Raw genomic sequence first — 25,879 nt, forward strand, 5'->3', positions numbered from 1 at the left:
CCTCCGTCAGCCCTGGACCGTCTTGCCACCCTGTGCCGGTTCGGTCCATCCGCGGAACCGATCGGCAATCTCGGCATATACCAGCCGCTTGAACGGCACGACGAGGCCCGGTGTCTCATCCAGCCGCGCCCAGCGCCAAGCGTCAAACTCCGGCGTGTGCCGGTCAAGACGCACATCGCTGTCGGATCCCTTGAACCGAAACGCGAACCATTTCTGCCGCTGGCCGATATAGGGGCCCGGCAGGCGCTTCTTCAGGTCAGGCGGGAAATCGTAATACAGCCAGTCCTCGGTCTCCTCGAGCACATCGACCAGTTTTTCAGGGACGCCGATTTCCTCTTCCAGCTCACGCAAGGCCCCCTCGCGCGCGCTTTCGTCCTTGTCGATCCCACCCTGCGGCATCTGCCACTGGAAGGCACCGCGACCATTGATACGCCGGCCGATGAACACGTGCCCCGCCTTTGAAAACAGCGCGAGCCCGACATTCGGCCGGTAACGGTCAGGATCAATCCGAGTAGCTTTCACCCAGCAGGGTTTACAGGAGCCGGCGCCACACTGCCAGTGCGTACATCCGGGCCCTCGACCAATTCCGCAGGCGTGGTCGCGAGCAGGGCAGACACCGGCGCGAGCACGATCCCCTTCTCGTCCAGTTCGCTGGTCCAGACCCGTGCCATCTCGATCGTGATCGGGAACGCATAGCCCGATCCCATCGCAACGCCCTTCTGCTTGGCCTGCGATTCCAGCTCCAGCAGCTGCAGGTTGATATCCTCGGCCGTCAGCTTGGTATCGATCGGTGCGACCGCGCGGGCATAGCGTACACGCACCTGGTCAGCCACCTCGTCCAGTGCACCGCGTTCCAGGCTGCCGTCCTCGACGAGCGCGATGCCACGGTCGCTCAAGGCCTGCAGCACCGGGCGCACGGCCGGTTCGCTCTCGGCAAACTTGGCGCCCTGGTAGTTGATCACGCCGAAATAGCCGGAGGCGCGGCCGAGCAGCACATTGAGGCGCGACACGTTCGTGCTGGCGCTGCCATTGGCGAGCAGTGTCTGCGGATGCATCTTCATGCGGCCGTAGTCGAAATTCTCCATCGGCAATTCGATCAGCACTTCATGGCCCGCGGCCCGGGCCCGGTCGATCCAGTATTGCAGGCGCTGCGTGTCAGGCGCGAAGGACAGGGTCACCTCGGGCGGCAATTCCTCGATTGCAGACTTTGTATGCGTGGCATTGATGCCAAGGCCGCCGACGACCAGCGCCACGACCGGCTGGTTGCCCGGATTGGCGAAGGGCCGCGAATAGGCCTCTGCCGGGGCGCGGCCATCAGCTGCGATACGCGGAAGGCGCAGGCCGTTGACACTTTCCGTGAGGCCCGAAATCGGCGCTGCATCGAGCGACACGATCGCTGCCACTTCGCCATAGGATTCGCCCGGCCGCACCAGCTTGCCATTGATTCGCACGCCAACCTGCTGGGGCTCTGACGCGTCCTGGTCAGACGGGCCGCCTGTGCCGGCGGAAGCGGTATCGACCTCTGCATAGTCAACGCCAAGGCTCGGTTCGCCATCGTCCGACGTGCTTTCGAAGAAGCCCTCGTCATCAAGCGACGCGTCGAGGCTGATATCGGCCATATCGGTCTTCAGTCGCGTCTTCAGCTCCGGACGGGCGTCATCCTGCGCTTCGAACAGCGCAAGCTGTTCGCGCGGGCCTGCGGCCGACGGATCTCCCGAGAATTGAATGCCTGCTCCCAGCGCCGCTGCCAGGCCTCCGAAAACCAGCAGGCTCAGGCCTGCATGGACAATCCCGGTGCGCAGGGGAGACGGATCGGCGTCCCTCCGATAGGCCATAGGCGAACCTCTTGTACTCAACTAGGTGAATCCTGAACGGTGACCAATGCACCAATCTGGTTAACAGGTTGCAAATAAGGGTTAACCGGCGCGGTTGAATGCACTGGCTGTAACAGTCCCCTCTTTCAGCAACTCGACAGCGCGTTCCAGCTGGAAATCCTCGCCCTCATAGCCTTCCGGGGGTTGTTCGTCCGGCAGGGTCAGCTCGTGGCGGGTTTCGCCGTCTTCATTGGCCAGCGCATGCGGCAGGTCTGCTTCAGACCAGCGCTTGATCTTGGCCAGTTCATCTTCAGTCAGGCGCGCCTGCGCGATCTCGATATCGGGATCGATGCCCAGTGCCTGGATCGACCGGCCCGACGGCGTGTAATAGCGCGCCGTGGTGAGGCGGATGGCACCGCGATCAGCCCCCAGCGGGATAACGGTCTGGACCGAGCCCTTGCCGAAGCTGGTCGTGCCGACAATCGTTGCCCGGCCACGGTCTTTCAGCGCCCCGGCAACGATCTCGGAGGCCGAGGCCGACCCACCATTTATCAGGACAATCATCGGGACGCCCTTGAAGACTTCGCCGGTATGGGCGTTGTAACGCTCGATGTCGGCAGCGCGCCGGCCCTGCGTCGAGACGACTTCGCCGCCCGACAGGAACATGTCCGAAACGGAGACTGCCTGGTCGAGCAGGCCGCCGCCATTGTTGCGCAGGTCGACAATCAGGCCCTTCGGCCGCGACCCGGTGGCCTTCGCGATACCTTCGATGCCCTCTTCAAGCAGCAGCGTGGTGCGCTCGTTGAAGCTCGAAATCCGCAAATAGCCGATATCGTTCTTTTCCATTTTCCAGGTAACGGACTTCTGCTGGATCACTTCGCGCGTCAGCGTCACGTCGAACGGGTCTTCGCCCGTCCGCAGGATCGTGATCAGGATGTCCGTACCCTTGTCGCCGCGCATTTCCTTGACGGCGTCGTTCAGGGTCTGGCCGATGATCGGCTTGCCGTTGATCGCCGTGATCAGGTCACCCGGCTGGATGCCGGCGCGGCTGGCTGGTGTATCGTCCATCGGCGAGATCACTTTGACGAACCCGTCTTCCATCGTCACCTCGATGCCGAGACCGCCATACTCGCCGGAGGTCTGGACCTGCATGGAGCGGAAATCATCGGGATTGAGATAGCCCGAATGCGGATCGAGCGATGTCAGCATGCCGTTGATCGCAGACTCCATCGCGTCCTTCTCGTCGATCTCGACGACATAGTCCTGACGGGCGCGGGCGAGGATTTCCGCGAAGAGTTCAAGCTGCTGGTAGGTGACCATACGCTGGTCTGCCGGCTTTTCCTGTGGCCATGCCAATGCGGAGAACCCGACTGCCGCGCCGCCCAGCACAATCCCGAGGGCAGCTCCTGTCAGCAGTGAACGCATATTCCAATCCTCCGTCATCCGTGACCTCATCTGTCACTCGCCAGCCACTGTGCCGGATTCATGACCTTGTCGCCAAGTCTTAATTCCATGTTGAGTTCAGGCGCCGGGTCGGCCCGGTCAGGCATTCGCCCGACGGGTTCGTTCGCTGACACACGCTGGCCTTCGGTGACATAGATCCGGCTCATCCCTGTAAGAATAACATGGTATCCGTCACTTGTGCGCAAAATTAACATGGATCCATAGCTCCGGAACGGCCGTGCATATTCGACGGTTCCGTCAATCGGCGCGACAACCTGTGCGGCCTGTCGTGTCGAAAAAGTAATCCACTCGGTCTTGCCGCCAGTCGCCATCTTGTCACCAAAACCGTAGACGACATTGCCGGCAGTGGGCTGGATCAGACGGCCCAGCGCCGCCTTGCCCAGCGGACGCGCCACAGGTGTGGGAGAGGCCGCCCTTGCGGCTGAAGGCCGCGGCGCAGCCACGGCCGACGCCAGGATGGGCCGGCGCACTGGCTTGATGCCCGGCGCCGCCGGCGCGCCGGTCTCCAGGGCGGCCAGCAGGTCTCGCAGGGTTTCAGCCTTGCGTTCGAGGCTCGCGGCACGGTCCCGCAGGACATGGATGTCGCCGGATATGTCTTCGAAATTGCCGCGCTTGACGGCGGCCAGCTGCTCGATTTCGACCCGCTTCAACGCCAGTGTCGCTTCGGCCGCCTCAAGGCGGGCGCGCTCCCCGCGAATGTGCCGCTCCAGCGCGTTCAACTCGTCGATTTCAGCGCCAAGCGTGTCGGCGCGCGCAGCCAGCCGCGGTGTCGTCTGGCTCATCAGGATCGCGCGCCGCACGGCGGTGTTGGCCTTTCCGGGCGACACGATCAGCGCCGGTGGCTTGCGGCGGTTGGACGCGGCGAGCGCCGCAAGCAGGTCTTCCAGCGCCTGACGGTCTTCCAGCAGGGCTTCCTGGGCCACGACGCGGCGTGTCCCGAGATCAATCAGCGCCTTTTCGGAGGCGACGGCCTGCTCCTCCCGACGCCGGGATTCCATCGCAGCGGCGATCAGCTTCGAGTCAATCTGGCGGATATCCGTCTCGGTGTCCTCGCCGGCGGCCTGCAGGGCCTCCAGCCGGGTGATGGCCGCCTGCCGCTCGGCTTCGAGCGCCTCCAGCTCTTCACGCGTGAACGAATCCGGCGTTGCCCCGATCAGGGACAGCGCGGCGCACATCAACAGCAGGGGGCGAAAAACGGGTCGCATACCCCCCATTCATGCCATGCGAGCATGACCCGGACATTAACCACGCCCGGCGAGCCACCGCTCGATCCCGGCAACCTCATCCGCAATCAGGGCGCACATCACGCCCTGCCCGGATACGTTGAAAGCAGGGTGCACGAGCAGGAGGCGACGCACCACACGCACAACCTCCTCACATCCCACCCCGACCTCGCCCTTGATGTCCCCGACCTCGCCCCCGTGAACCACAGCGTTCCGCCAGGCCACCAGCCGTTCGAGCCGGCGGACGCCGGATGCCGTGATCTCCAGCTGTTCCGGCGGGTTGAGATAGTCGGACGAGCGCGCCCGCCGCAGCAGCGTAGGGATTGGAGCGACCCGGTCCGGCAGCGCCGGATCGGCCACGTCGGCATCGCCGGCGGTTTCGTACCCGCTGAGTGCCGCGACCAGCGCGCCCTGCAGGGCGATCACGGCGCCGACGGCGACCCACCGCCAGCGGGCCGGATCCCCATCCGCACCAGCCAGTTCGCGGCGCACCAGCCGAAGGGCTTCGTGCACCGCGTCAAGACTTGCCGCGACCCGAGCCTGCCGGTCCATGGCGGCCTAGTTGTCAATCGTCTCAGGCTCGACCGGCTTGCGGAAGTCCCATCCGGTCTCTGCCGCGAGATAGGTCAGGGCCGCATAGGCCGCCACGTTCTGGCGGAAGGCGTCCGGGTCGATCTTGTCAAACGTGTCGTCGGCCGTGTGGTGGAGATCGAAATAGTCGGTCCCGTCCTGGTCCGGCGATGCGATCGGCACCCCCGCTGCCCCGAGGACGCCGATATCCGAACCGCCGGTCGCCGTGTTATTGCCGGGAATGATTCCGAGCGGCGCGAGCACATCCTGCATGGCCTCGGCATATGGCAGTGCGCCCTCACCAAAGCCCGTCCGCAGGCGCCAGATCCGTCCGGCACCAAAATCGCTCTCGGCAGCCAGCACATGCTTGCCAAGGTCATCGGCGTGTGCGGCAGCATAGGCCTTCCCGCCAAACAGGCCGACTTCTTCCGATCCGTACAGGACAACCCTGATGGTCCGCTTCGGCTTTGCCGGCAGGGCCTGGATCAGCCTGGCCGCCGCCACGACGATCCCGCAGCCGGCCGCGTCATCGATGGCGCCCGTGCCGAGGTCCCAGCTGTCGAGATGGCACCCGATCAGAACGATCTCGTCCTTCAGGCTCGTCCCCTCGACTTCGGCGATCACGTTGCCGGACGCTGCCGAGGCGGATGTTCTGGCCTGGATATCAAGATGCACTTTCACCGGGCCGCGCTGCAGCAGGCGGGCCAGCTGGTCGGCGTCCGGCGCCGCCAGCGCCGCTGCAGGCAAGACGCCAAGCGCGCCCTCACGTGACATGCCGCCGGCGTGTGGCAACCGGTGGCTGTCGGTCCCCACAGACCGGATGAGGCACGCTTCCGCTCCGGCACTCGCCGCCGCTGCCGCACAGCCGCTGCGCTTCGCCACGGCCGCGCCATAACCCGACCCGTCCTGCGAACGCACCATCGGCTCATCGATGAAGGCAATCTTGCCCTTCAGCGAGTCCGCTGGTGCAGATTTCAGATCAGCAAGGCTGGTGAAGCGAACGATTTCGGCGTCAATGCCGCCCTTCGCCGTCGAGGTCGATCCGCCCAGCGCCGTGATCAGCAGCGGCTGGGGATTGTCACCCACGACTGACGCCGTCTCGGTCACCCGCTCCCAATAGGGAATGTTGAAACTCTCGATATAGGCCTGCTGGAAATTCAGGTCTTTCAGCTTGATCATCGCCCATTGCCGGGCTCGCCATTCTGCGTCCGATCCGGCCAGCCGCGGCCCGATCTCGGTTGTCAGGCTTTCGGTAAACTCGAGCCCGACATCATCTGCAAGGCCCGCGGCCATCAGCGCCTCGGCCTGCGCCCTGATCTCAGGATCGAGCACGGGGGCCGGGTCCGCCATGGCCGGCGCGGCGGCGAGCAGTCCGGCGAATGTCAGGTGGGCGAGGGTCTTCATCATGGCGTGGGCTCCAACTATTGGTGCCGACACGCTAGGCCAGAGCGCCGCCCTGCGAAAGGGCAGCGCCTTTCAAAAGGTCACGCTACAGGCCCTCGGCCGTCTCGATCACGAGGTCGACCGACGGGCGCACCTTGTAGCCCTCTTCGCGCAGCGTCTTGACCACACGGCCGTCGGAATTGATGAACACGATCGCCGGATGCGGAATGCCGTAATAGCGCGAACCCTCCTGCATCTTGGTGTTCAGCAGGTTGAATGCCCGGATCGCCACCGAGCCATCATCCGACAGCATGGGATAGGTCAGGCCCTTGGCGGTCTTGTAACCAGCCAGCGTCTCCACCGGGTCGTAGGACACGGCGACCAGCGTCCAGCCGGCATCCGTCAGCGGCGCGGCAGCTGCTTCGAGGTCGATGAGCTGCTTCTTGCAATAGGGGCACCAGTCGGCCGAGCGGACGAAGGCGACGACCGTGCCCTTCGGGCCGGCCAGCGACGCGAAGGTCTGCGTGGCGCCGGCCGTGTCGACAAGATCGACGACCGGGGCTTCGGCGCCGTCCGGAAGGCCGATTGCCGGCGTCTCGGCGCTCGCTGCGACCGCCCTCTCCGCTTCGGCGGCCTTGGCATTGAGGACATCGTCGGACACCGCCTGAGCGCTGACCGCGGCAGGAAGCATGGCCAGGACAGAAGCGAGCGAAAGTGAACGGATCACGGCAGGTCTCCTCTTGCTGTGAGTGCTTTTCCTAGCCGCAATGACCGGCTCAGGCGAGCGTGTTTGGCCCGCCTCACGCGGGTTTGATCCGCCGTGTACGCCACTGGTCGGCACTCTGCCCGTACAGGTCCCAGACGATATGGGCGAACGGTTCGGGCGCCGGCGCCTTGCGCAGGAAGGCCGACCCCAGCCGCTCAGCGACCTTGATCGACGGCGCATTCATCGGGTCGATGCAGTGAATGATCTCGTCCCAGCCCAGGATATCAACCGCATAATCCATCGCCGCCGCCGCCCCTTCCTGCGCATAGCCCTTGCCCCATGCCGCAGGCAGAAGGCCCCAGCCGACCTCGTTTCCGGGCCAGCCTTCCGGGCGCCATGGGCCGAGCCGGCCGATCCAGTTTCCGGTGGCCTTTTCGATCACGGAAAACATCGAGAACCCGGAAATCGTCCAGGCACCGGTCATCGTGCAGAGACTGCGCCAGACCACCGATGGCGTTTGCACCCCGCCGATGAATTCGGCCGATGCCGCATCATCCATCAGTGCGCAAAAGCCGCCAAAATCCTCAGCCCGGGGTGGGCGGAGGATCAGGCGGCCTGTTTCAAGCGTTGGCCCGATGGCCATGCGTGGCTCCTAGGCGAGCGAGCCGTCAATTTCCTTGCAGGCCGCGATCAGGCCCTGCACGGAGGTCACCGATTTGGCGAACATCGCCCTTTCCGCGTCATTGAGATCGAACTCGACAACCTTCTCGGCGCCGCCTGCGCCCAGCACCGCGGGCACACCGACATACATGCCGTCCAGGCCGTATTCGCCTTGGCACCATGCCGCCACGGGCAGCACACGCTTCTGGTCATTCAGGTAGGCCTTGGCCATCGAAATGGCGCTCTCGGCCGGGGCGTAATAGGCCGAGCCGGTTTTCAGCAGGGCCACGATCTCGCCGCCGCCCTTGCGGGTGCGGTCCACGATACCATCCAGGTCAGCCTGGGTCATCCAGCCCTGCTTCACCAGCTCGGGCAGCGGCAGGCCGCCAACGGTCGAGTGGCGCACCATCGGCACCATGTCATCGCCGTGCCCGGCCAGCGTCCAGGCGTGGATATCAGCCACCGACACGCCGGTCTTCTCGCTGAGGAAATAGGCGAAGCGCGACGAATCCAGCACGCCGGCCATGCCGACCACCTTGTTCGTCTTGAAGCCGGAGAATTGCTGCAGGGCCCAGACCATGGCGTCGAGCGGGTTGGTGATGCAGATCACGAAAGCGTCCGGGCAGTTCGCCTTGAGGCCTTCGCCGACCGCCTTCATGACCTTCAGGTTGATACCGAGCAGGTCGTCGCGGCTCATGCCCGGCTTGCGGGCGACGCCGGCGGTGACGATGCAGACGTCGGCGCCCTTGATGTCGGCATAGTCATTGGCGCCCTTCAGGCTGACCGACGCATTGTAGACCGGTGTCGACTCGGCAAGGTCCAGCGCCTTGCCCTGCGGCAGGCCTTCCGCGATGTCGAACAGGACCACGTCGCCCAGCTCCTCGCGGGCTGCGATGTGGGCGAGCGTGCCTCCGATCATGCCGGAACCGATAAGGGCGATTTTCTTGCGGGCCATGGATAAAGAACTCCTGAAAGTTTGGGGGGGATGTCTGGCCCGGAGGGTTAGCCGAGCGGCAGCCTTTCCGCAATGCGCCAAAAAGGAAAGCCCCGCCGGTGACGGCGGGGCTTTGTGTTTCTTGCCGGTCAGGCGCAGCCTAGCTGCGATTGCCGCCCATGATTGCCAGCAGGAACTGGAACATGTTCACGAAGTCCAGGTACAGGCTGAGCGCACCATAGGTGGTGGCAACCGCCATCGCCCGGGAATCCCCGACGAGCTGGAAGTACATGTTCTTCAGGCGCTGCGTGTCGAAGGCCGTCAGGCCCGCAAAGATCAACAGGCCAACAACCGAGATGACCATGTGCATCATGCTCGATTTGAAGATGAACATGTTCAACAGCGACGCGACGATAATGCCGATCACGCCCATGATCAGGAACGTGCCGAAGCCCGACAGGTCGCGCTTGGTCGTATAGCCGTACAGCGACAGGCCACCAAAGGAGATGGCCGTGGTCAGGAAAGCCTTCGAGACAATCATCATGCCATCAGGCTGGCGCGCATAGACATAGACGATTGCGCCCATGCCGACACCGATCAGCGAGACGACCGACCAGTAGACAAGGTTCGCCGCCAGGGGTGACGGGTTCTTCATCACGAAACCGGACAGCAGCAGGATAGCCAGTGGCGCAAACATGATGACCATGCCGATCGGTCCGGTCAGCAGGGTCAGCGTCACGTTTTCCGGAACCAGGGCGCCGAAGGCGTAGGCCAGTCCGGCTGTCAGAAGCAGTCCGAGCGCCATCTTGTTGTAAACGCCGAGCATGAACGCCCGAAGGCCCTCATTCACGGACGTGTCCATCGAGTCGGCGCCAGTTTTTGGCGAATAGGCCCGATTGAATTCGTTCATAGGTTTAATACCCTTCTATTTCAGTCCGGAGCGTAAATACGCCCATGATCCGGTGAATATGGTGAAACACCGGCGTTCCTGCAAGGAAAACCGGTGCGTTGTCCTTGGCGCCTTACTCCCGCAGGCGGGCGCGGGGAAAGGAATACATAAAGCACGCTCCCGCAAACTTTGAGAAAAGGCAATTTATATTGCATTTATACTTATATTCTTGATGCCCAAGGAAGAGAAAGTCATTGAAACTGCCGCCTGCTTAAGACTAGACCACTTCGGGTTTTGCATTGACTCAGATTAACCAAAGGGTAATTTCCCCAATCTGGTGTAGTTCCAACGGTTGGGGCACCGGACAAATATAGGGGATATGTTATGGCAGATGCATCGGCCTACGCCGAAAACATCAAGAAATACGCGAACGGCTACAATCAGGCCGCCGCGGAAAAGATCGTGGGACATCTTGGCATCGCTCTGCGCAACCGTGACAGCGCGGTTGTTGCTTGCACCGACTCGGGGGAACTGGACCGGGTTCGGGAACGGTGGTGCCGCGGCAAACTCGGCCTCGCGCAGACCAAGGATGATCTCGACGCCGCGATTGCGGCGGTCTGCAGCAAGTTGCAGGCCGAAGGGGGCGCCAAGTCTCGCGTTACATTCTACTACCTGATTGCCGAACATTTCGGCAAACTGGATCATCTGGCCGGATAACGGGAGATTCCAGCCGAAGACGAGGAAACCCGGTCGGGAGGGTGCCGGGTTTTCTTTTGTCCGAAACCCTGTTTCAGATGCCGCGCATGTACCGCCTTTTCGCCGCCCTGCCGGTCGACCCGGAAATCGCGCCGGGCCTGGTGGCCCTGCAGAAGGGCCTCACAGGCGCAAGCTGGCGGCCCGAACGCAATTTTCATGTGACGTTGCGCTTCTTCGGTGCTCTCAACCACACGCAGGCCCGCGACCTCGACGATCTTCTGGGCGAGATCACTGCCCCGCAGATCGAAATTCGCCTTGAGGGCGTCGGCTGGTTCGGACGGCGTGAACCGACAGCTGTCTGGGCGCGCGTCCGCGAAGACGACGCCCTGCGCGCTCTGGCCAGCCAGTGCGAGCGCGCGGCGCGCCGGATGGGCCTGCCGCCTGACCGGCGCCCGTTCACGCCACATGTCACGCTCGCCTACCTGCATGACGCCACGCTCGAAGACACGCGGGCCTGGACCGAAGCGCGCCAATCCTATCGCAGCGAGCCCTTCTGGGCTGACAGTTTCCATCTCTATTCGAGCCATATGGGCAATGGGCCCAGCCGGTACATCCCGGAAGCCGACTACGTGCTGGGCGGCTGAACCCGGTAGAGCGTGACCCCCTCGGCGGGCACCGCGAGCACGTCGAGTCCCTCCGGCACCGCAGTGTCCTGCATGTGTGCCGCCAGGCCTTCCGGATGGGCGCCGGCAAGCATCTCCATTTCCGGATGCATCGGACAGGCGAGAACATAGGCGATACCGGCGGCACGCATGCGCTGCACGGCATCGGCTGGCGGTGCGGTGAATATCTCGAGCGCAGTCTCGATACCCGCCACATTGCGGTGATAGTGCCCGTGCAGCACGCGCTGGTCCGTATGTTCCAGGATGCCCGGCCCTGCGTCGGCGACAGTCAACACAAGCCCCACCGGCACGGCGTTCAATGCCGCAATGCTGGCAGGACCGGCGCAGGCTTTCGACGCAACGGCAGATGGCAGTGCTTGGGACGGCGCAGGCTTGAAGACCATGCCGGGTGCGCCCCAGACCAATGGCACCGATACCGCAAGTGCCAGAATATAGCCCGCGCCTCGCGCGCCATCGACGCCCTTCTGCGAATACAGTCCCGCCACCCACGCGCCGAGTGGCAGGATCGCGAAAATGTGCCCGAACGTATAGAACCGGACCTGCTGTATCATCAGGGCAATGTCGATCAGGAGCAGGGCGGCGATCAGCAGGTGGCCGCGCCGGTTGACGCCCCGCCGCACCTGCCATGCGCTGACACCCAGCGCCACAAGCATGATGCCCGCCCGGAACGGCACTTCCTGCGCCATGTTCGGCACGGCGGCATAGATCGGCCGCGCCTCGTCGACGGAGTCCAGCCACAGGGTCTGCACGATGGGTGGCAGGTCGCTCAACGGGTTCGCCAGGCATTGCGGCGCCTGCAGCAACAGCAGGACGCCACATGCCAGGCCGAGTCCCGCAAGCCCCGCGCCCCGAACCGCCATGGCGCGCCCGGACAGGGTCCATGCCGCCAGCGCCAGGCCAAAACCGCCGAGTGCCGCTGCGCTGACGGTGACCAGCGACAGCGCATCGCAATGCACGGTCCCGTAATGCGCCGGCCCGATCGTCAGGAAGAACAGGGCCAGGGTCGAAAGGCCGAAACTGGCACCGAAAGCCGCAACGCCGCGCCGCGCGGGGGCGCCGGTCACGGCCCAGTCGAGTGCGTGGAAGGCGCAGAAGACGCCGACGAAGGCGTAGACTTCCACCCCGATGGCTGTCGAGATCGCGAGTGCCGCGCCTGCCAGCGCCAGGCTCGCCGGGCGCCGGGCAGGGTCCAGCGACGCGCCGAGCGCAATCGCCAGGAAGGCCAGCTGCACATTGTGATGGTCGATGCTGAAGCTGAGGAATTTCTGGTGCCGGAACAGGATCGCCCCGGCGATGATGCAGGTGAACACCAGCACGGTCCGCCCGCCGAGATGGCGCGCCCCCATGACCAGCCCCCAGACCAGCAGGAGAACGCTCAGCGGCGGCCAGAGCGCGCAGGCCCAGTACAGCGCCGCATCCGCCGGCAGGACAATGTCCAACACCGCCGTCAGTGCCAGGATCGGCACGTCGACCAGCCGTGACCAGTGCATCGCCGTGCCGCCGTCCGGCCCGAGCCGCGCCTGACTGACATCGAACCAGCCTTGCCCGGCCAGGAAATCCTGGATCTGCACCAGGCGCATGACATCGTCGCCGTCCGCGCTGCCATTGGCAAACCGACCCGCCACCACGCTCATCACCAGCAGCGACAGCACCATCAGCGCGCCGAACCCGACCGCAATCTGGCGCATGATGGCGTCTCCGGCCTGGCGTGTCGGCATTGGTGTTCCCCCTCATAACCGGCGCATGAAAGGCAACCTTAACCTCTGCCTGTATAGAAAAGACTAAGGTAATCCGGGGTAATCCACTGTGCCGATCGACCATTTCAGCGATCTCAACATCGCGGTCCTCCTCCCCTGCTTCAATGAGGGCAAATCGATCGCGTCGGTCGTGCTTGGCTTCCGCAAGGCCCTGCCGCGCGCGCGCATCTTCGTCTACAACAACAATTCCAGTGACGACACGGCCGAACAGGCTGCCCGCGCCGGCGCCACCGTCGTGCCCTCGCGCCGTCAGGGCAAAGGCAATGTCGTGCGCCAGATGTTCGCCGACATCGACGCCGACATCTATCTCATGGCCGATGGCGACGGCACCTACGACCCTTCTGCCGCGCCCCGCATGGTCCAGACCCTGCTCGACGATCGCGCCGACATGGTGGTCGGCACACGGCGCAACGTGACGCAGGATGCCGGCCGCAACGGGCACGCCATCGGCAACCGCCTGTTCAACTCTGTCTACAAGACGCTGTTCGGCAACGAGTTCACCGACATCTTTTCGGGCTACCGCGCCTTCACGCGCCGTTTCGCCAAGAGCTTCCCGGCCTCTTCGGCAGGGTTCGAGATCGAAACCGAAATGTCCGTGCACGCCTCGACCCTGCGCTTGCCGGTGTCGGAAGTGGAATTCGACTATGGCCGCCGCATGGAAGGCGCACCGAGCAAGCTCTCGACCTTCCGCGACGGTTTCCGCATCCTGCGCATGATGGGCATGCTGATGAAGGAAACGCGCCCGTTCGTCTTCTTCGGCTATGTGTCGGTCGCCCTGTTCGCTGCATCCGTCTTCTTTATGGCGCCCGTCATCCGCGACTATCTTGCCACCGGCCTTGTTGACCGCCTCCCGACCTGGATGCTGGCCATGACGCTCCTCCTTGGTGCGATGATGACCTTCATCGCCGGCGTCGTGCTCGATTCCGTCGCCCGCGGCCGTGCCGAACAGAAGCGCATCCACTATCTTTCCATCGCCCCCTCGCGCGGCGAACAGTTCCGTCCCGGCACCACTTCGCTCTTCGACCGCCGGCAAGACACAACGCCGACAAGTTCGCCCGCCCAGCGAGGCGCCGATCAAAGATGAAGCGCGAAGACACCAACCGAATCCGTTTTGTTCTCGAGGATGTGCTGCCGGCATTCCTGCACGACTCGCCGTTGTTCCGGGGCGCCGCCAGCCTGATCTGGGGCAAGCACATTGCCGAACTCGCCGATTTCCGCGAGCGCGCGCCATTCCTCAGCGAAGCGGAATACGAGGCGCTCTACAGGAACCACCCGCGCGTCCACGAAGGCACTGATAATTCCGAGGCCTGCATCGCCGCGATCTGTGCCGACATTGTTGGCGACAGTGTGTGTGACATCGGCTGCGGCACCGGCCATCTCCTCTCGCGCATCCGCAAGGCGAACCCCGGCCTCTCGCGTCTCACCGGCGTCGATTTCGCCATTGATGACGCTGCCGCGCTCGACGGTATCGAATATGTCGCGGCCAAGATCGAGGCCCTGCCCTTTGCCGACGGCGAGTTCGATACGGTTGTCTGTACCCACGTCATCGAGCACGTCCTGGACTACCGCAAGGCGATTGCCGAGCTGCGCCGCGTTGCCCGGCGCCGGGTGATCATCGTCGTGCCGCGCGAACGTGAATACCGCTACACGTTCAACCCGCACTTCAACTTCTTCCCCTATACGCACTCGTTCCTGCGCGCGATGCAGCCGGTGCCGGATGCCCATGCCTGCCGCGACATCAATCGCGACATCTATTATTGCGAGACGCTGGATGGTGATGCGACGCCCCGCTTGATGGCCGCCGGATGAAGCCGCTGAGCCTGCCCGTCTACGGCCTGCTTCTGCTGACGCCAGTCATGATCGCGCTCGGCCAGGTCCTTTTCAAGCTGACCAGCACCCGGCTTGCGGCTCAGCCCGACACACCGTTCTACACGGTCGCCATGAACCCGCTCTTCGTGCTCGCCCTGGCCATCTATGGCAGCGCCACCCTGCTCTGGATCTATGTTCTGAAACTCGTTCCGCTGTCCTACGCCTATTCCTTCATGGCGCTGACCTTTGTCCTGGTGCCACTCATGGCGTCGCTCTGGCTCGGCGAGAGCCTCAACCTGAAATACGCGATCGGCGCATGCCTGATCATCGCCGGACTCGTCGTCGTCCAGGCCTGAAATATCCAGAAAATAGGGGAATGGTGCCGCTAAGGTGACTTGAACACCTGACCCCCGCATTACGAATGCGATGCTCTACCAGCTGAGCTATAGCGGCCTGCTCCATGGAGCGTCCGGCCTGAATAACGACACGCAGGGCCCGGCGCAAGACGTTTTGCCTGTTCTCGGCCAGCTGCCAGTCAGGATTTTTCAGTCATCGTCCGAAACATAGTCGAGCGGCGGCGACAGCGGCCGGTCAGCGGCCTTTGGCGCAGGAACCTTCTCGTCCTCCGGGCCCGACAGGGCCAGGACGCGGCCGGCTTCCAGCTCGCGCCCGTAGGATTCATAGCGCGGATGCACCAGGTCACCGACATCCCCGAAGGCATAGACCAGCCGGCTCCAGTCACGCTTGGCGAAGTCGAACGCATTGCCCTTCGGGTCGATGTCCGACCAGTCCGCCTCCCGTGAAGCCGAAGCAGCCATCCGGCCCCAGCGCTGGGCTTCTTCCGGGTCGCCGTAACCCTTGAGCGCCCGCTCCATCAGCAGGCAGAGGCGCGCAGTCGGGTTCTCTTCGACCAGCAACGCCAGGTTCTTGACAGCTTCGACCCAGTTGGCCTCGTCCATCGCGAGTTCGGCCGCCAGGATCCGGCTTTCCCGGTGCGACGGATAGGTGGCGACCAGTGCCTCGAGACGCGCAGCGATATTCTGACGCGTATCCTGCGGCACCAGGCGCCGCGACAGCTGTGCCAGCGCCGGGTGCGGCCGCGCCTTCCAGCCGAGTTCGAGCACGCCCTGCGCAGCCTTCTCCTTGCCATCCACCATCAGGTGGCGGGCGCCATGCCAGGCGGCAGGCGGGAAAGCCGGCGCCGCCCGGATCGCTTCGGCCAGCGCCTTTTGCGCTTCCTGCTTCTGGTCGTGTCCCATGCCCGCGGCCAGGGCCGTCAGCAGAACCGCACGGCGGCGACGCAGGCTGTCGCCGGTAATCAGGCCGCGCTTTTCGCCGATGACGAGCGTCTCCAGTGCCTTTTCCCATTCCCCGCGCGAGACCTGCAGGTCGAACAGGGAATTGAATGGCCAGTCGGCGTCCGATTTCAGGCCGAGCGCTTCACGGGCGCGGGCTTCGGCGGTCGCCTGGTCGCCACGCTCGGCGGCTGCCATGGCAGAGCCTCGCAGGCCGGCGAGCTGGCCGCCCGGCAAGCGGGTCAGCAGGCCCCAGGCACGTTCGGCGCCGGCCCAGTCATCATTGGCTTCGGCGGCGCGCGCTTCCAGCAGGAGTTTCAGGCGCTCGTCCTCGGCGTGCCGGGCAGCCTTGCGGGCCAGCTTCAGGGCATGTGTCGCGTCTCCGGCTTCAGCTGCCAGCAGGCCTTCCGTCAGCGCAAGATTGGCCTTGCGCGCACGTGAATTCTGGCGTGACCGGCCGATCTTGCCCGGCAGCACGAACAGGCCGCTCAGCACCCACCAGCCAAACGCAATGATGCCGCCGAACAGCAGCATCAGGATGGCGGCAAACCCTGAACGGATCTGGATCGTTTCCTGACCGACAGGGATGGTGACATGGCCCGGCAGGGTAAAGGCCCAGAATCCGACCAGCGCGCCGCCAATGACGATCGACAGGATCAGTACAAACAGGAAAATCCGGTTCATGACCGCTATTGCTCCCCGTCAATCAGGCTAAACCGCAACTCTTCCAGCCCGGCTTCAAGCGTGATGCGCCGGTTTGCCGATTCGGTCCAGTCAGCCATGGCTGTCGCCGGCGCGCCCGATAGCTGGCCGACGATCGCCACTGCCCCTGCGAGGTCGCCGGCGTCAAGCGCCTGGCGGGCACGCGACAGCGTACCGGCTGCCGTCTCCGCCTCGCCATCGGCGCGGCTTACGGTGACGGCATCCCCGAACACGCTGTTCAGCCAGCCCAAGCCGCTGCGCTCCCTGGCAGGCTCTGCCTTGCGGGCTGCAACACTGGCCGGCTTGAAGGTTTGCTGCAGTTCCGCCAGCGTTGGCGCGCCGGTCGAGGCCACCACGCCCAAGGCCCGCACGGCCTGCACTTTCGGCAGGATGACCCGCAACCGCCGGTAATCGGATTCGAATGCGTCGCCGCGCCGGGACGCCGCCTCGATCGCCGCCAGCGCGAGCGCGGCATCGGCATTCGTCGCAGAACTTTCGGCCTTGGCGCGCACAGCCGCTTCGTCCTTGCGCATGGTTTCGATCAGGCCGGTAATATTGCTGGTGTCGGGGCCGTCATCGGCGGCCACATCGGCGCGAAGATTGGCAATGCCGAGTTCCACGGCATTCATGCGTTCGGCAAGCGCCGCGATCGCGCGGCTGAGTTCCTGCGGGCTGGCCTGGCCACTCGTGTCGACTGCTTCCAGCGCGTCCAGCCGGGCCGTCAATTTGGCGATCGCCGCGCCGCCGCCCGATGCCATCGCCTCGTCGAGGCGGCGCGACACGGCGTCGAGTTCGGCGACCAGCGGACGCAGGTCCTCGCCATTGCTGCTGCCCGCACTGTTTTGCAGGCCCGCCTGCAGCCGCGATTCGATTTCGGTTGTGTCACGGGCGATCTTGCCGCGCTCCAGCCCGGCCGTTTCGAGATCGGCCTTCAGCGTGGCGATCTCCTGGGTCAGCGCTGCCACGTCGCCACCGGGGCCGGCAGGGCGCACCAGGTTTGCCGAGATGCCGATCGCTGCGCCGACGCCCGCCGCCATCAGGCTGGCAATGCCAACACCGAGCCAGCCGGGGCCGCTGCCCGCCCCGGACCGGGGCGCATCAGGCGCGTCCGCCGCCGGCTCGAAGTCGGCGTCGATCGGTTCGCTCTCGGCGACCGGGACCTCCACCTCGTCGTCTTCGCTCATCTCGCCTGGATCTCCTTGGGGGCCGTGTGGCACTGATTCACCCTCGCATATCCGCCCGCCCGGTCAAAGCCCGCGCTCCAGCGCAGCCATCAGCGCGGCCTCGCTCGGATGCGCCGCTGCGATGATCGCCTTCGCGCCGCATCCCGCCAGCGGCCCGGCTGCAGCGTTCGATATCGCGGCAATGACAGCGCCCGACAAGTCGAGGCCCGCCGCGGCTACCGCTGCCCGGAACGCCGCCGCGCCCTTGGCCGAATGCACCAGCACCGCCGCCGGCCCGGATGCCAGCGCAGCCGTCGCCGCCGCGCTCAGCGCCGGCACAGGCACCGTCCGGTAGAGCGCCGCGAACCGGGCATCCAGGCCCGCCGCTTTCAGCTGCGCGACGAGATCGCCCGCCGGGGTGTCGTTCGCCACGTGCAACAGGCCGCCCGTCCGGGCCTCCGGCGCCGCGATGATCAACCGGGCCAGGGCGATGGCATTGCCATCTCCTTCCCGCACGTCCTTGCCGCCCCCCTGCCGCGCCGCCGCCGCCGTCGCGTCACCCACGCACCACACGGTTTCCGCGCCCACCGCGCGCCGCGCCAGGAAGGCCCGGACACCATTCGCACTGGTAAAGATGAGGTGGTCTATCCCGTCCATGTCCAGCGGGGCATCCGGCAGGCTTTCCACCACCAGGGCCGGCGACACGATCGGGGCATATCCAAGCGCCGCCAGCCGCGCAGCCGTCTCGGCCGCCCCCGGCTCGGCCCGGGTCACGATGACCGGCAGGCTCACCAGTCGCCCACGAATGACGGCAGGGTGCCGCCAGCCGCCGCGCGGATTTCCGCCGCCACGCCGCGCCCGAGCGCGCCCAGTTGCACCGCATTGGCTGATTTCAGGCAGGACCCGTCCGCCCGCCAGCGCGTCTGGCCGTCAAGCGACAGCACCTCGCCGACAAGTTCCCAAGTCTCGCCCCGATCAAACAGGTGCGCCGCGATCGGCGTGCGGCAGCTGCCGTCGAGCGCCGCCAGGAAGGCCCGTTCGGCGGTCGCCGCCGCGCGGGTGTCGCCATGGTCCGCACCGCTGAGCACGTCCAGCAGGGCCGGGTCGCAATCTGCCCGCGCCACAACGCCGATAATCCCCTGCCCCGCCGCCGGCAGCATGACATCCATCGGGATCGGATTTGCCAGGTGGTCCATGCCCAGCCGGGTGAGGCCCGCCATGGCGAGATAGGTGGCATCGGCCAGCCCCTCTTCCAGCTTGCGCATGCGGGTTGCGACATTGCCCCGGAACGTCACGATCTCGACATCCGGGCGCGCCGCCAGTGTCTGGGCCTCGCGCCGGAGCGAGGCGGTGCCGACCTTCGCGCCTTGCGGCAGATCGGACAGTGTCTTGCTGTGCGGCGACAGGAATCCCTCCCTGGCGTCTTCGCGCTGCGGGAAGGCGGCGAACACCTGCCCGTCCGGCAATTCCGCCGGGATATCCTTCAGGCTGTGCACGGTGATATCCACCTCGTCACGATCAAGCGCGGCATCCAGCTCGCGCGTGAAAAGGCCCTTGCCTCCTGCATTGATCAGCCGCTCGGTTGTCAGCTGGTCGCCCGTGGTCGTGAAGGTCACGATTTCGCCGCGCAGGGCGCCGCCGGAGCTGACTTCGAGGGCTGTAGCAATCTGGCGGGCCTGCACCAGCGCGAGCGGTGACCCGCGGGTACCGATGCGTACACTGCGCTGGTCGCGCCGGGCGATATTGTCGGGGGAGATTCTGGGATCGGACATTGTCTTCCTCTAGCCGCCAAGTGTCACGTTGCCAATTGACTCAGCGTCGCAGAAGGCGATACCACCTCATATCGTTAATCGGAAAACATCCCGCAAAGGAACCCCATTGATGCGTACGTCCGTTTCAGCCCTCGCGCTCGCTTTTGTCCTCTCAGCGTGCGCCACGCAGCCGCCTCCCGTCGCAGCGCTCGACGTGACACCGACAGTCGCCGAGGCCCCCGCCGAAACGCAGGAAGAGATGAGCGCGCGCCTGAACGCATGGTTTGAGACGAAATACGAAGAACAGCTGCAATTCAGCCCGATCCAGCTCTCGTTCATCGGCCGCAAGGACAAGAACGACCAGATCGACTGCCTCACGCTCGCCTGCCAGGACGAGCAACTGGCCTGGCAAGTCGCGTCCACCGAAGAAATGGTGGATTCGTTCGATTACGAGGCGCTCTCTGACGAAGACAAGGTCTCCTACGACTTCTGGAAATACCAGTCCGACCAGGCCGCCGAAGGCGCTGCGTTCCGCTATAATGGTTTCGTATTCGACCAGATGAACGGCATCCAGAACTTCCTGCCGACCTTCCTGATCAGCTTCCACGCCGTCGATACGCCTGAGGACGCGAGCGCCTATGTCAGCCGGATCAAGGAATCCGGCCGCGCCCTGCGCGAGGCCCTCGATGTCGCAAAGGAATCGGCAGACCGGGGCGTCCACGCGCCGAAATTTGCCTATGAAGGCGTGATCGACCAGTCGCAGAAGGTCATCACCGGCGCGCCGTTCACGGACGGCGAAGACAGCGCAATTCTCGCGGACTTCAAGACGGATGTGCAAGCCCTGGTCGATGGCGAAAGCATCGACGAAGTCGCGGCAAACGTCCTGATCGCCGAGGCGGAAGAAGCCCTGAAAGGCGATTTCCTGGCCGCCTACAAGGAAGTGATCGCCTTTGCGACGGAAGACATGGCGAATTCGCCGGACTCGACCCAGCCGGTCGGCGCTTTCCTTCAGCCCGACGGCGAGGCCTACTACAATTACCGCCTGAAGACGCAGACGACGACCAATATGACGGCTGACGAGATCCACACGCTCGGCCTGTCGGAAGTCGCGCGCCTGCACGTCGAGATGGAGAAGATCAAGGACTCCGTCGGCTTTGAAGGAACGCTCCAGGAATTCTTTACAATGCTGCGCGACAGCAAGAGCGACGAGCGCTTCTACTATCCAAACACGGATGAAGGGCGTCTCGCCTACATCGCCGACGCGACTGCCGCCATCGACCGCATCAAGGCGGAACTGCCCGAATATTTCGGAATCCTGCCGAAAGCGGACCTCGTCGTGAAGCGCGTCGAAGCCTTCCGCGAACAGGACGGCGCCGCCCAGCATTACTTCCCCGGCACGCCGGACGGCTCGCGCCCCGGCACCTATTATGCCCACCTGTCCGACATGACCGCGATGCCGAAGCGTGAGCTTGAAGTCATCGCCTATCACGAGGGCATTCCAGGCCATCACATGCAGATTTCGATCGCCCAGGAGATGGAAGGCATTCCGCAATTCCGGGCACAGGCCGGCTCGACCGCCTATCAGGAAGGCTGGGGGCTTTATGCCGAATGGCTCGCCAAGGAAATGCCGGGCACCTATGCGGACCCCTATTCCGATTTCGGCCGGCTCGGGTCCGAAATCTGGCGGGCCATCCGGCTGGTCGTCGATACCGGCATCCATTCCAAGGGCTGGACCGAAGAACAGGCCGTCCAGTATTTCCTGGCGAACGCCGCAGTCACAGAGGCGCAGGCGCGTTCAGAGATCCAGCGCTATATCGTGATGCCGGGCCAGGCGACTGCCTACAAGATCGGCATGATCAAGATCCAGGAACTGCGGGCGAAAGCCGAAGCCGAACTGGGCGACAAGTTCGACATTCGCGGCTTCCATGACACCGTACTTGGTGGCGGGGCCATGCCGCTCGAAATCCTCGAGCGCCGGGTCGACACCTGGATCGACGCGCAAAAGGCCGCCTGAGGCCAAACCAGACGTTGGGGCAGGCCTTGCCATGGGCCGGGCCTGCCCTACGCTCGCTTCTGAACAGGGAGCGCGCACATGAACCTCACTTTCAAGCCCGAGACAGAGACCTTCCGCGCCCAGGTGCGGACATTCTTCGAGACCGAATTTCCTGCGGACATCATCGCGAAGAACCGGTCTGGCACGCCGCTCACCACAGAAGACATCCGCCGCTCTGAAATGGCGCTCGGCGCGAAGGGTTGGCTCGCGAGCGCCTGGCCAGAGGAATTCGGCGGCCCCGGCTGGTCAGTCGAGGAGCAATACGTATTCGACGAGGAACTTGAGCGCGCCGGCGTGCCGACCGTGACGCCGATGGGCGTCGTCTATGTCGGCCCAGTGCTCTACACTTTTGCCTCCGACGAGCAGAAGGCCAAATGGCTGCCGGGCATCCGTGACGGCTCTGTCGGCTGGGCGCAGGGCTATTCCGAACCGGGCGCCGGGTCAGACCTCGCCTCCCTGCAGTTCAGTGCGACCCTGGAAGACGGCACCTACACGCTCAACGGACACAAGATCTGGACCTCGGCCGCCCAGCACGCCGAGTGGATCTTCCTTCTGGCGCGGACCAGCAATGAAGGCAAAAAGCAGGAGGGCATCAGTTTCATCTGCTGCCGCATGGATGCGCCGGGCGTCACGCTCGTCCCCATCATCACGATTGACGGCAAGCATGTCCTCAACGAGGTCCTGTTCGACAATGTGAAAGTGCCTGAAGCCTACCGCATCGGCGAAGAGGGCAAGGGCTGGACCTATTCCCAATACCTGCTCGGGTTCGAGCGGACGTCCTACGCCCGGATCGGCGGCAAGCGCGCCATGCTCCGCCATGTCCGCGAACTGGCCACTGCCCTGCCCGACGGCGGCAATCATCGCCTGATCGACGATCCGGGGTTTGCCCGCAAGCTGACCGAGGCGGAAATGGCCGTCGACGGGCTCGAGATGACGGTCTTTCGTGTATTGTCCGGGCTTTCTTCGGGCAATTCTCCGGGCGACGCAGCCTCGACGATCAAGATTCTCGCAACCGAGACTCATCAGGAAATCACCGAGCTTTTCCTCGACACGGCAGCGGCCTTTGCCCAACCCGGTCCCGGCACGCCCGGCTTTCCGGCCTATGCGGCGCGCGATGTGTCAGCCTATTTCGCCGGGCGCGCCCAGTCGATCTATGGCGGCACGAATGAAATCCAGCGCACCATCATCGCCCGAAAGGTGCTTGGTCTCTAGCGCTGGACTGTAGCCGCTGCTGCGAAAAAGCTCAGGCCGGCGAGGACCAGGGAGACCACGCCGTTCCATCCGGCCATCGAGAGGCCGAGGATGTAGAAGGGCGCTGCGGTACAATCGGCAACGTGGAATGCCTGGTTGAGGTCCTTGATCTCGAGCGGATTGACCGCGACCGCTGCGGCGCACCCGGCCGGTGGGGGAAAGATCTTCCATTCCACACCCGAATGATACACTGCCACCACGACCCCGACCCCGAACGCGAGCCCGATCAGCACATTCAACGCCACCAAAAACCGCCGCTTCGGCACCAGCCGCCATATGGCAAGGCCCGACAGGATCATGGCGATCAGGGCCCAGTACACATCCCTTTGCCGCAGGCAGAGCGGGCAGGGCGGCAGGTGGCCAAATCTTTCAAAGGCATGGGCTGCCGCCAGCATGGCAGCAGACACGACCAGAGCAACCACGGGCCAGGCCCAGTCTTTCAGAAGCAATTTCAACTTTGACATCACGCCACTAACACCGCCCGGCCCTCCGGCTACAATGCGGCGCAGCGTCACGATGTCGTGAATCCCACGAGCCAGTCCTTCAACGCACCGATCAGTGCCAGCAATGCGACCGGCCCGAGCACGACGAGCCCGAATATCCACGCAAGCCCGACCAGGATTCCGAGGATCACCAGAATGCCGTCCTTGTTGATGAGGCCGAAACTCGCCAGCGCCACGCCAAAGCCCGGGACGGTATTTGTCATCGGGAGAGGCACCAGGATCGATGCACTGAAAACGCACAGGAACAGCCCGACCACACGCTCGGATTTCTTGCCCGTGATGCCGGTCAGGCGTGGCTTGGTGAACGTCTCGATCCAGCCGAGCCACTTGCGCCCGCCTTTCGCCATCTGGGTCAGCCCGTTCCGGTCGATTTTCCGCTGGCCGAACTTTTCCGGCATCCAGGGCAATTCGCGCCCGGCTGCCATCTGGCCGGCAAGCGCCATCATCGGCAGTGAAACGATTTGCGGCACACCGTAGAGAAACGGGATGCAGCAGGGCAGCGCCAGAAAGAACAGGCCTGCGCCAAAGGCGCTCTCGTCCAGCTGGTCGAGAATCGCGCGCAGCGACAGCCCCTCTTCCGGTGCCCGTTCGGCCATGGATTCGAGGCTTTGCAACAGGGTGCGTTCAGGAGCGGGAGGCGCAGCAGGCATGCGCGCGGTGTTAGCGATCTTTGCTGCCCGCGTCGAGATGATTGACAGCACAGGCAGCGATGCGGCAGGAGAGGCCTTCCCTGAACAGGGGCCTCTGTGGCGGAACTGGTAGACGCGACGGATTCAAAATCCGTTTCTGGTGACAGAGTGCCGGTTCGAGTCCGGCCAGAGGTACCACCCGGCGCGGCCGGTTACAGGTAGAACCGGCCTTCCACGGTTGTCACGGCCCGCCCGATCAGGCTGACGCGGTCGCCGCGCAACGCCGCGTCGATGCGCCCTCCGCGACCGGGATAGGCCTGCAAGCATGTGATGGCATCGAGGCCATAGCGTTCCGACATGATCCGGGCCAGCATCGTGTGCCAGCTTCCTGTGGCCGGGTCTTCATCGATCCCGCTGCCGGGCGCAAAGAACCGGCTGGTCACGTCGACCCCCTCGCCGCCGGCCGCAAAACACCCGAAATTGCCCCTGTCCCAGCCCTCGCCGGGCGCGCCCAGCAATTTCAACGCCTTGAGGTCGGGTGCCAGCGCCTGGACGTCAGCTGGGGTTTCGAACCGCGCCGCGTAGAAGATGCCGCCCCAGGCCTGAACGGGACGCGCGCCCAATGCGGCGGCCACCTCGTCGCTGACCTCGATTTCGCTGACTGGTGCCGACGGGAAATCCATGGCCAGCCGTCCGTCATCCCGCCGTTGCACGGTCAGGCAGCCGGATTTCACCGTGTCGAAAGCGATTGCGTCGCCTGTAAACCCTTCATGCGCGAAAAGGACATGCGCCGCCGCGAGCGTGGCATGTCCGCATAGAGGCACTTCCACGGCCGGGGTAAACCAGCGCAGGTTCCAACGGCTGTCGCCCGTCCGGACAATGTAGGCCGTCTCGGCAACATTGTTCTCGGCCGCAATGGCCAGCATGACGTCATCGGGCAGGAAGGCCTCCAGCGGGATGATGCAGGCCTGGTTTCCTTGAAAGGCTCGCTCTGCAAACGCATCGACCTGGTACAGGGTCAGGGATCGGGTCATGGTGAAACCTCCGGACCCGGGATAAAGCACAACGGGCGCACCCATTGAAACGATCTTTCCTGAGCCGTCCATCAGAGCGGCTAAAGCCGGTCAATCCCGGTCGAGACACCAGCCATGGTTCAGGGGGCCGTGGCCGTGGCCGAACCCCTTTGCCGACCGGATCGCCCCCATGATATAGGCGCGCGCCTGCTCCACGGCATCCGGTACGCTGGCGCCCTGGGCGAGGTGTGCGGCAATCGCGGAGGCCAGGGTGCAGCCCGTGCCGTGCGTCGATTGTGTCCTGATGCGGGGGCTTTCGAATATCCACTCGCCGGTCGTCGTCTGCAGCACGTCGGTGATCAGGTCCCCGCCGACATGCCCGCCCTTGACCAGTGCGCCATGCGCTCCGAGTTCCAGCAGCCGCTCTGCCGCGCGGCGCTGGCCATCCACGGTTTCAACAGCCTTGCCAGTCAGGACTTCGGCTTCCGGCGCGTTCGGCGTGACGAGCCGCGCGCTGGGCACCAGTTCCGAACGGATGGCGTCAACCGCCCTGCCATCGACCAACCGGTCCCCTGACGTCGCAACCATGACGGGATCGATCACGCGCGGCACGCCCGGCGCCTGCATGGCGAGGCATTCCGCGATCGCCTCGACCAGCGCGGCGGATCCCAGCATCCCTGTCTTGATGATGTCGGCGCCAATGTCCGCCAGGGTCACCTGCATCTGTCCGGTGACGGTCTCGATGGGGACCGGCCAGACGGCGTGAACGCCCGTCGTGTCCTGCACCGTGATTGCTGTCACCGCCGTCATGGCATAGCCGCCCAGCATGGTGACCGTCTTGATATCAGCCTGGATTCCTGCGCCGCCGCCGGAATCCGATCCGGCGATGATCAGGACCCGTCCCCGGGGACCCTCGACCTCTGCCATGTCG

General features: G+C 64.6%; 26 protein-coding genes and 2 tRNA genes. 8 read left to right on the forward strand and 20 right to left on the reverse strand.

What is annotated here, in order from left to right; all coding sequences use genetic code 11:
• Positions 1 to 6: 6 nt before the first annotated feature.
• From HJO_RS10690 to HJO_RS10735, 10 genes are all read right to left on the reverse strand, one after another.
• Positions 7 to 522 carry an RNA pyrophosphohydrolase gene (locus HJO_RS10690; protein ID WP_035616849.1) on the reverse strand — a complete coding sequence of 172 codons (516 nt, stop codon included), beginning with the start codon at positions 520 to 522 and terminating at the stop codon, positions 7 to 9.
• Complete coding sequence (locus HJO_RS17775; protein WP_051618516.1) at positions 519 to 1,835, reverse strand: divergent polysaccharide deacetylase family protein; 1,317 nt, start codon at positions 1,833 to 1,835, stop codon at positions 519 to 521. Before HJO_RS17775 ends, HJO_RS10690 begins: the two co-directional genes overlap by 4 nt.
• An 81-nt stretch (positions 1,836 to 1,916) precedes the next feature.
• Positions 1,917 to 3,239, reverse strand: a complete 1,323-nt coding sequence (locus tag HJO_RS10700; protein ID WP_035617158.1) for a S41 family peptidase — start codon at positions 3,237 to 3,239, stop codon at positions 1,917 to 1,919.
• 26 nt (positions 3,240 to 3,265) lie between these two features.
• Positions 3,266 to 4,483 (reverse strand): murein hydrolase activator EnvC family protein, encoded by a 1,218-nt coding sequence (locus HJO_RS10705; protein WP_162173822.1) that lies wholly within the window; start codon positions 4,481 to 4,483, stop codon positions 3,266 to 3,268.
• A 36-nt stretch (positions 4,484 to 4,519) separates the two neighbouring features.
• On the reverse strand, positions 4,520 to 5,053 hold the full coding sequence (locus HJO_RS10710) for a hypothetical protein (protein WP_035616850.1): 534 nt from the start codon (positions 5,051 to 5,053) through the stop codon (positions 4,520 to 4,522).
• A 6-nt stretch (positions 5,054 to 5,059) separates the two neighbouring features.
• Positions 5,060 to 6,475: a M28 family peptidase gene (locus tag HJO_RS10715; protein WP_156945616.1), complete on the reverse strand. Its 1,416-nt coding sequence runs from the start codon at positions 6,473 to 6,475 to the stop codon at positions 5,060 to 5,062.
• A gap of 85 nt (positions 6,476 to 6,560) precedes the next feature.
• Positions 6,561 to 7,181, reverse strand: coding sequence for a peroxiredoxin family protein (locus tag HJO_RS10720; protein ID WP_156945591.1), 621 nt, complete (start codon positions 7,179 to 7,181; stop codon positions 6,561 to 6,563).
• Positions 7,182 to 7,254: 73 nt separating this feature from the next.
• Complete coding sequence (locus HJO_RS10725; RefSeq protein ID WP_035616852.1) at positions 7,255 to 7,803, reverse strand: GNAT family N-acetyltransferase; 549 nt, start codon at positions 7,801 to 7,803, stop codon at positions 7,255 to 7,257.
• A gap of 9 nt (positions 7,804 to 7,812) precedes the next feature.
• Positions 7,813 to 8,775: a malate dehydrogenase gene (gene mdh / locus HJO_RS10730; RefSeq protein ID WP_035616854.1), complete on the reverse strand. Its 963-nt coding sequence runs from the start codon at positions 8,773 to 8,775 to the stop codon at positions 7,813 to 7,815.
• Positions 8,776 to 8,914: 139 nt separating this feature from the next.
• Positions 8,915 to 9,664, reverse strand: a complete 750-nt coding sequence (locus tag HJO_RS10735) for a Bax inhibitor-1/YccA family protein (protein ID WP_035616855.1) — start codon at positions 9,662 to 9,664, stop codon at positions 8,915 to 8,917.
• 363 nt (positions 9,665 to 10,027) lie between these two features.
• Here HJO_RS10735 and HJO_RS10740 point away from each other — a divergent pair, with 363 nt between their 5' ends.
• Together HJO_RS10740 and thpR are read left to right on the forward strand one after the other, a co-directional pair.
• Positions 10,028 to 10,360: a DUF2853 family protein gene (locus HJO_RS10740; protein WP_035616856.1), complete on the forward strand. Its 333-nt coding sequence runs from the start codon at positions 10,028 to 10,030 to the stop codon at positions 10,358 to 10,360.
• An 86-nt stretch (positions 10,361 to 10,446) separates the two neighbouring features.
• Positions 10,447 to 10,983 (forward strand): RNA 2',3'-cyclic phosphodiesterase, encoded by a 537-nt coding sequence (gene thpR / locus HJO_RS10745; RefSeq protein WP_035617162.1) that lies wholly within the window; start codon positions 10,447 to 10,449, stop codon positions 10,981 to 10,983.
• Here thpR and HJO_RS10750 read toward each other — a convergent pair.
• Positions 10,965 to 12,740, reverse strand: coding sequence for a hypothetical protein (locus HJO_RS10750; protein ID WP_035616857.1), 1,776 nt, complete (start codon positions 12,738 to 12,740; stop codon positions 10,965 to 10,967). The two genes, thpR and HJO_RS10750, sit on opposite strands and share 19 nt — an antisense overlap.
• An 88-nt stretch (positions 12,741 to 12,828) precedes the next feature.
• Between HJO_RS10750 and HJO_RS10755 the strand changes: the two genes are divergently transcribed.
• The 3 genes from HJO_RS10755 to HJO_RS18425 are packed head-to-tail and all read left to right on the forward strand — an operon-like array spanning position 12,829 to position 14,944.
• Entirely contained in the window at positions 12,829 to 13,863 is a 1,035-nt protein-coding gene (locus HJO_RS10755; protein ID WP_035616858.1) for a glycosyltransferase, read from the forward strand.
• On the forward strand, positions 13,860 to 14,588 hold the full coding sequence (locus HJO_RS10760) for a class I SAM-dependent methyltransferase (protein WP_051618519.1): 729 nt from the start codon (positions 13,860 to 13,862) through the stop codon (positions 14,586 to 14,588). Before HJO_RS10755 ends, HJO_RS10760 begins: the two co-directional genes overlap by 4 nt.
• Entirely contained in the window at positions 14,585 to 14,944 is a 360-nt protein-coding gene (locus HJO_RS18425) for an EamA family transporter (RefSeq protein ID WP_035616859.1), read from the forward strand. The genes HJO_RS10760 and HJO_RS18425 overlap by 4 nt, the downstream gene beginning before the upstream one ends.
• 21 nt (positions 14,945 to 14,965) lie before the next feature.
• Here HJO_RS18425 and HJO_RS10770 read toward each other — a convergent pair.
• The 5 genes from HJO_RS10770 to hemC form a co-directional block, all read right to left on the reverse strand.
• Positions 14,966 to 15,041, reverse strand: a tRNA-Thr gene (locus HJO_RS10770).
• A 92-nt stretch (positions 15,042 to 15,133) separates the two neighbouring features.
• Positions 15,134 to 16,567, reverse strand: coding sequence for a heme biosynthesis protein HemY (locus HJO_RS10775; RefSeq protein ID WP_035616861.1), 1,434 nt, complete (start codon positions 16,565 to 16,567; stop codon positions 15,134 to 15,136).
• A gap of 5 nt (positions 16,568 to 16,572) precedes the next feature.
• Positions 16,573 to 17,769 (reverse strand): COG4223 family protein, encoded by a 1,197-nt coding sequence (locus HJO_RS10780; RefSeq protein ID WP_035616863.1) that lies wholly within the window; start codon positions 17,767 to 17,769, stop codon positions 16,573 to 16,575.
• Positions 17,770 to 17,832: 63 nt separating this feature from the next.
• Positions 17,833 to 18,540: a uroporphyrinogen-III synthase gene (locus HJO_RS10785; RefSeq protein WP_051618520.1), complete on the reverse strand. Its 708-nt coding sequence runs from the start codon at positions 18,538 to 18,540 to the stop codon at positions 17,833 to 17,835.
• Positions 18,537 to 19,520: a hydroxymethylbilane synthase gene (gene hemC, locus HJO_RS10790; protein ID WP_051618521.1), complete on the reverse strand. Its 984-nt coding sequence runs from the start codon at positions 19,518 to 19,520 to the stop codon at positions 18,537 to 18,539. Before hemC ends, HJO_RS10785 begins: the two co-directional genes overlap by 4 nt.
• A 109-nt stretch (positions 19,521 to 19,629) precedes the next feature.
• On the opposite strand from hemC, the gene HJO_RS10795 reads away from it, so the two are divergent.
• Both HJO_RS10795 and HJO_RS10800 read left to right on the forward strand, forming a co-directional pair.
• On the forward strand, positions 19,630 to 21,513 hold the full coding sequence (locus HJO_RS10795) for a DUF885 domain-containing protein (RefSeq protein WP_035616865.1): 1,884 nt from the start codon (positions 19,630 to 19,632) through the stop codon (positions 21,511 to 21,513).
• A 78-nt stretch (positions 21,514 to 21,591) separates the two neighbouring features.
• A complete protein-coding gene (locus HJO_RS10800) occupies positions 21,592 to 22,764 on the forward strand; it encodes an acyl-CoA dehydrogenase family protein (RefSeq protein WP_035616866.1) in 1,173 nt (390 codons plus the stop codon).
• On the opposite strand, the gene HJO_RS10805 is transcribed toward HJO_RS10800, so the two are convergent.
• Both HJO_RS10805 and HJO_RS10810 read right to left on the reverse strand, forming a co-directional pair.
• The gene (locus HJO_RS10805) at positions 22,761 to 23,267 is read right to left on the reverse strand and encodes a disulfide bond formation protein B (protein ID WP_035616869.1); all 507 of its coding nucleotides are present in this window, start codon (positions 23,265 to 23,267) and stop codon (positions 22,761 to 22,763) included. The genes HJO_RS10800 and HJO_RS10805 overlap by 4 nt on opposite strands.
• Positions 23,268 to 23,314: 47 nt before the next feature.
• Complete coding sequence (locus HJO_RS10810; RefSeq protein WP_051618547.1) at positions 23,315 to 23,956, reverse strand: exopolysaccharide biosynthesis protein; 642 nt, start codon at positions 23,954 to 23,956, stop codon at positions 23,315 to 23,317.
• A gap of 90 nt (positions 23,957 to 24,046) precedes the next feature.
• Between HJO_RS10810 and HJO_RS10815 the strand changes: the two genes are divergently transcribed.
• Positions 24,047 to 24,133, forward strand: a tRNA-Leu gene (locus HJO_RS10815).
• A 14-nt stretch (positions 24,134 to 24,147) separates the two neighbouring features.
• Here the strand turns inward: HJO_RS10815 and HJO_RS10820 are convergent.
• Positions 24,148 to 24,969 (reverse strand): PhzF family phenazine biosynthesis protein, encoded by an 822-nt coding sequence (locus tag HJO_RS10820; protein WP_035617167.1) that lies wholly within the window; start codon positions 24,967 to 24,969, stop codon positions 24,148 to 24,150.
• 90 nt (positions 24,970 to 25,059) lie between these two features.
• Positions 25,060 to 25,875 carry a bifunctional hydroxymethylpyrimidine kinase/phosphomethylpyrimidine kinase gene (gene thiD / locus HJO_RS10825; protein ID WP_035616870.1) on the reverse strand — a complete coding sequence of 272 codons (816 nt, stop codon included), beginning with the start codon at positions 25,873 to 25,875 and terminating at the stop codon, positions 25,060 to 25,062.
• Positions 25,876 to 25,879 lie beyond the last annotated feature (4 nt).

Source organism: Hyphomonas johnsonii MHS-2 (genome assembly GCF_000685275.1).
In the GTDB taxonomy this organism is placed as follows: domain Bacteria; phylum Pseudomonadota; class Alphaproteobacteria; order Caulobacterales; family Hyphomonadaceae; genus Hyphomonas; species Hyphomonas johnsonii.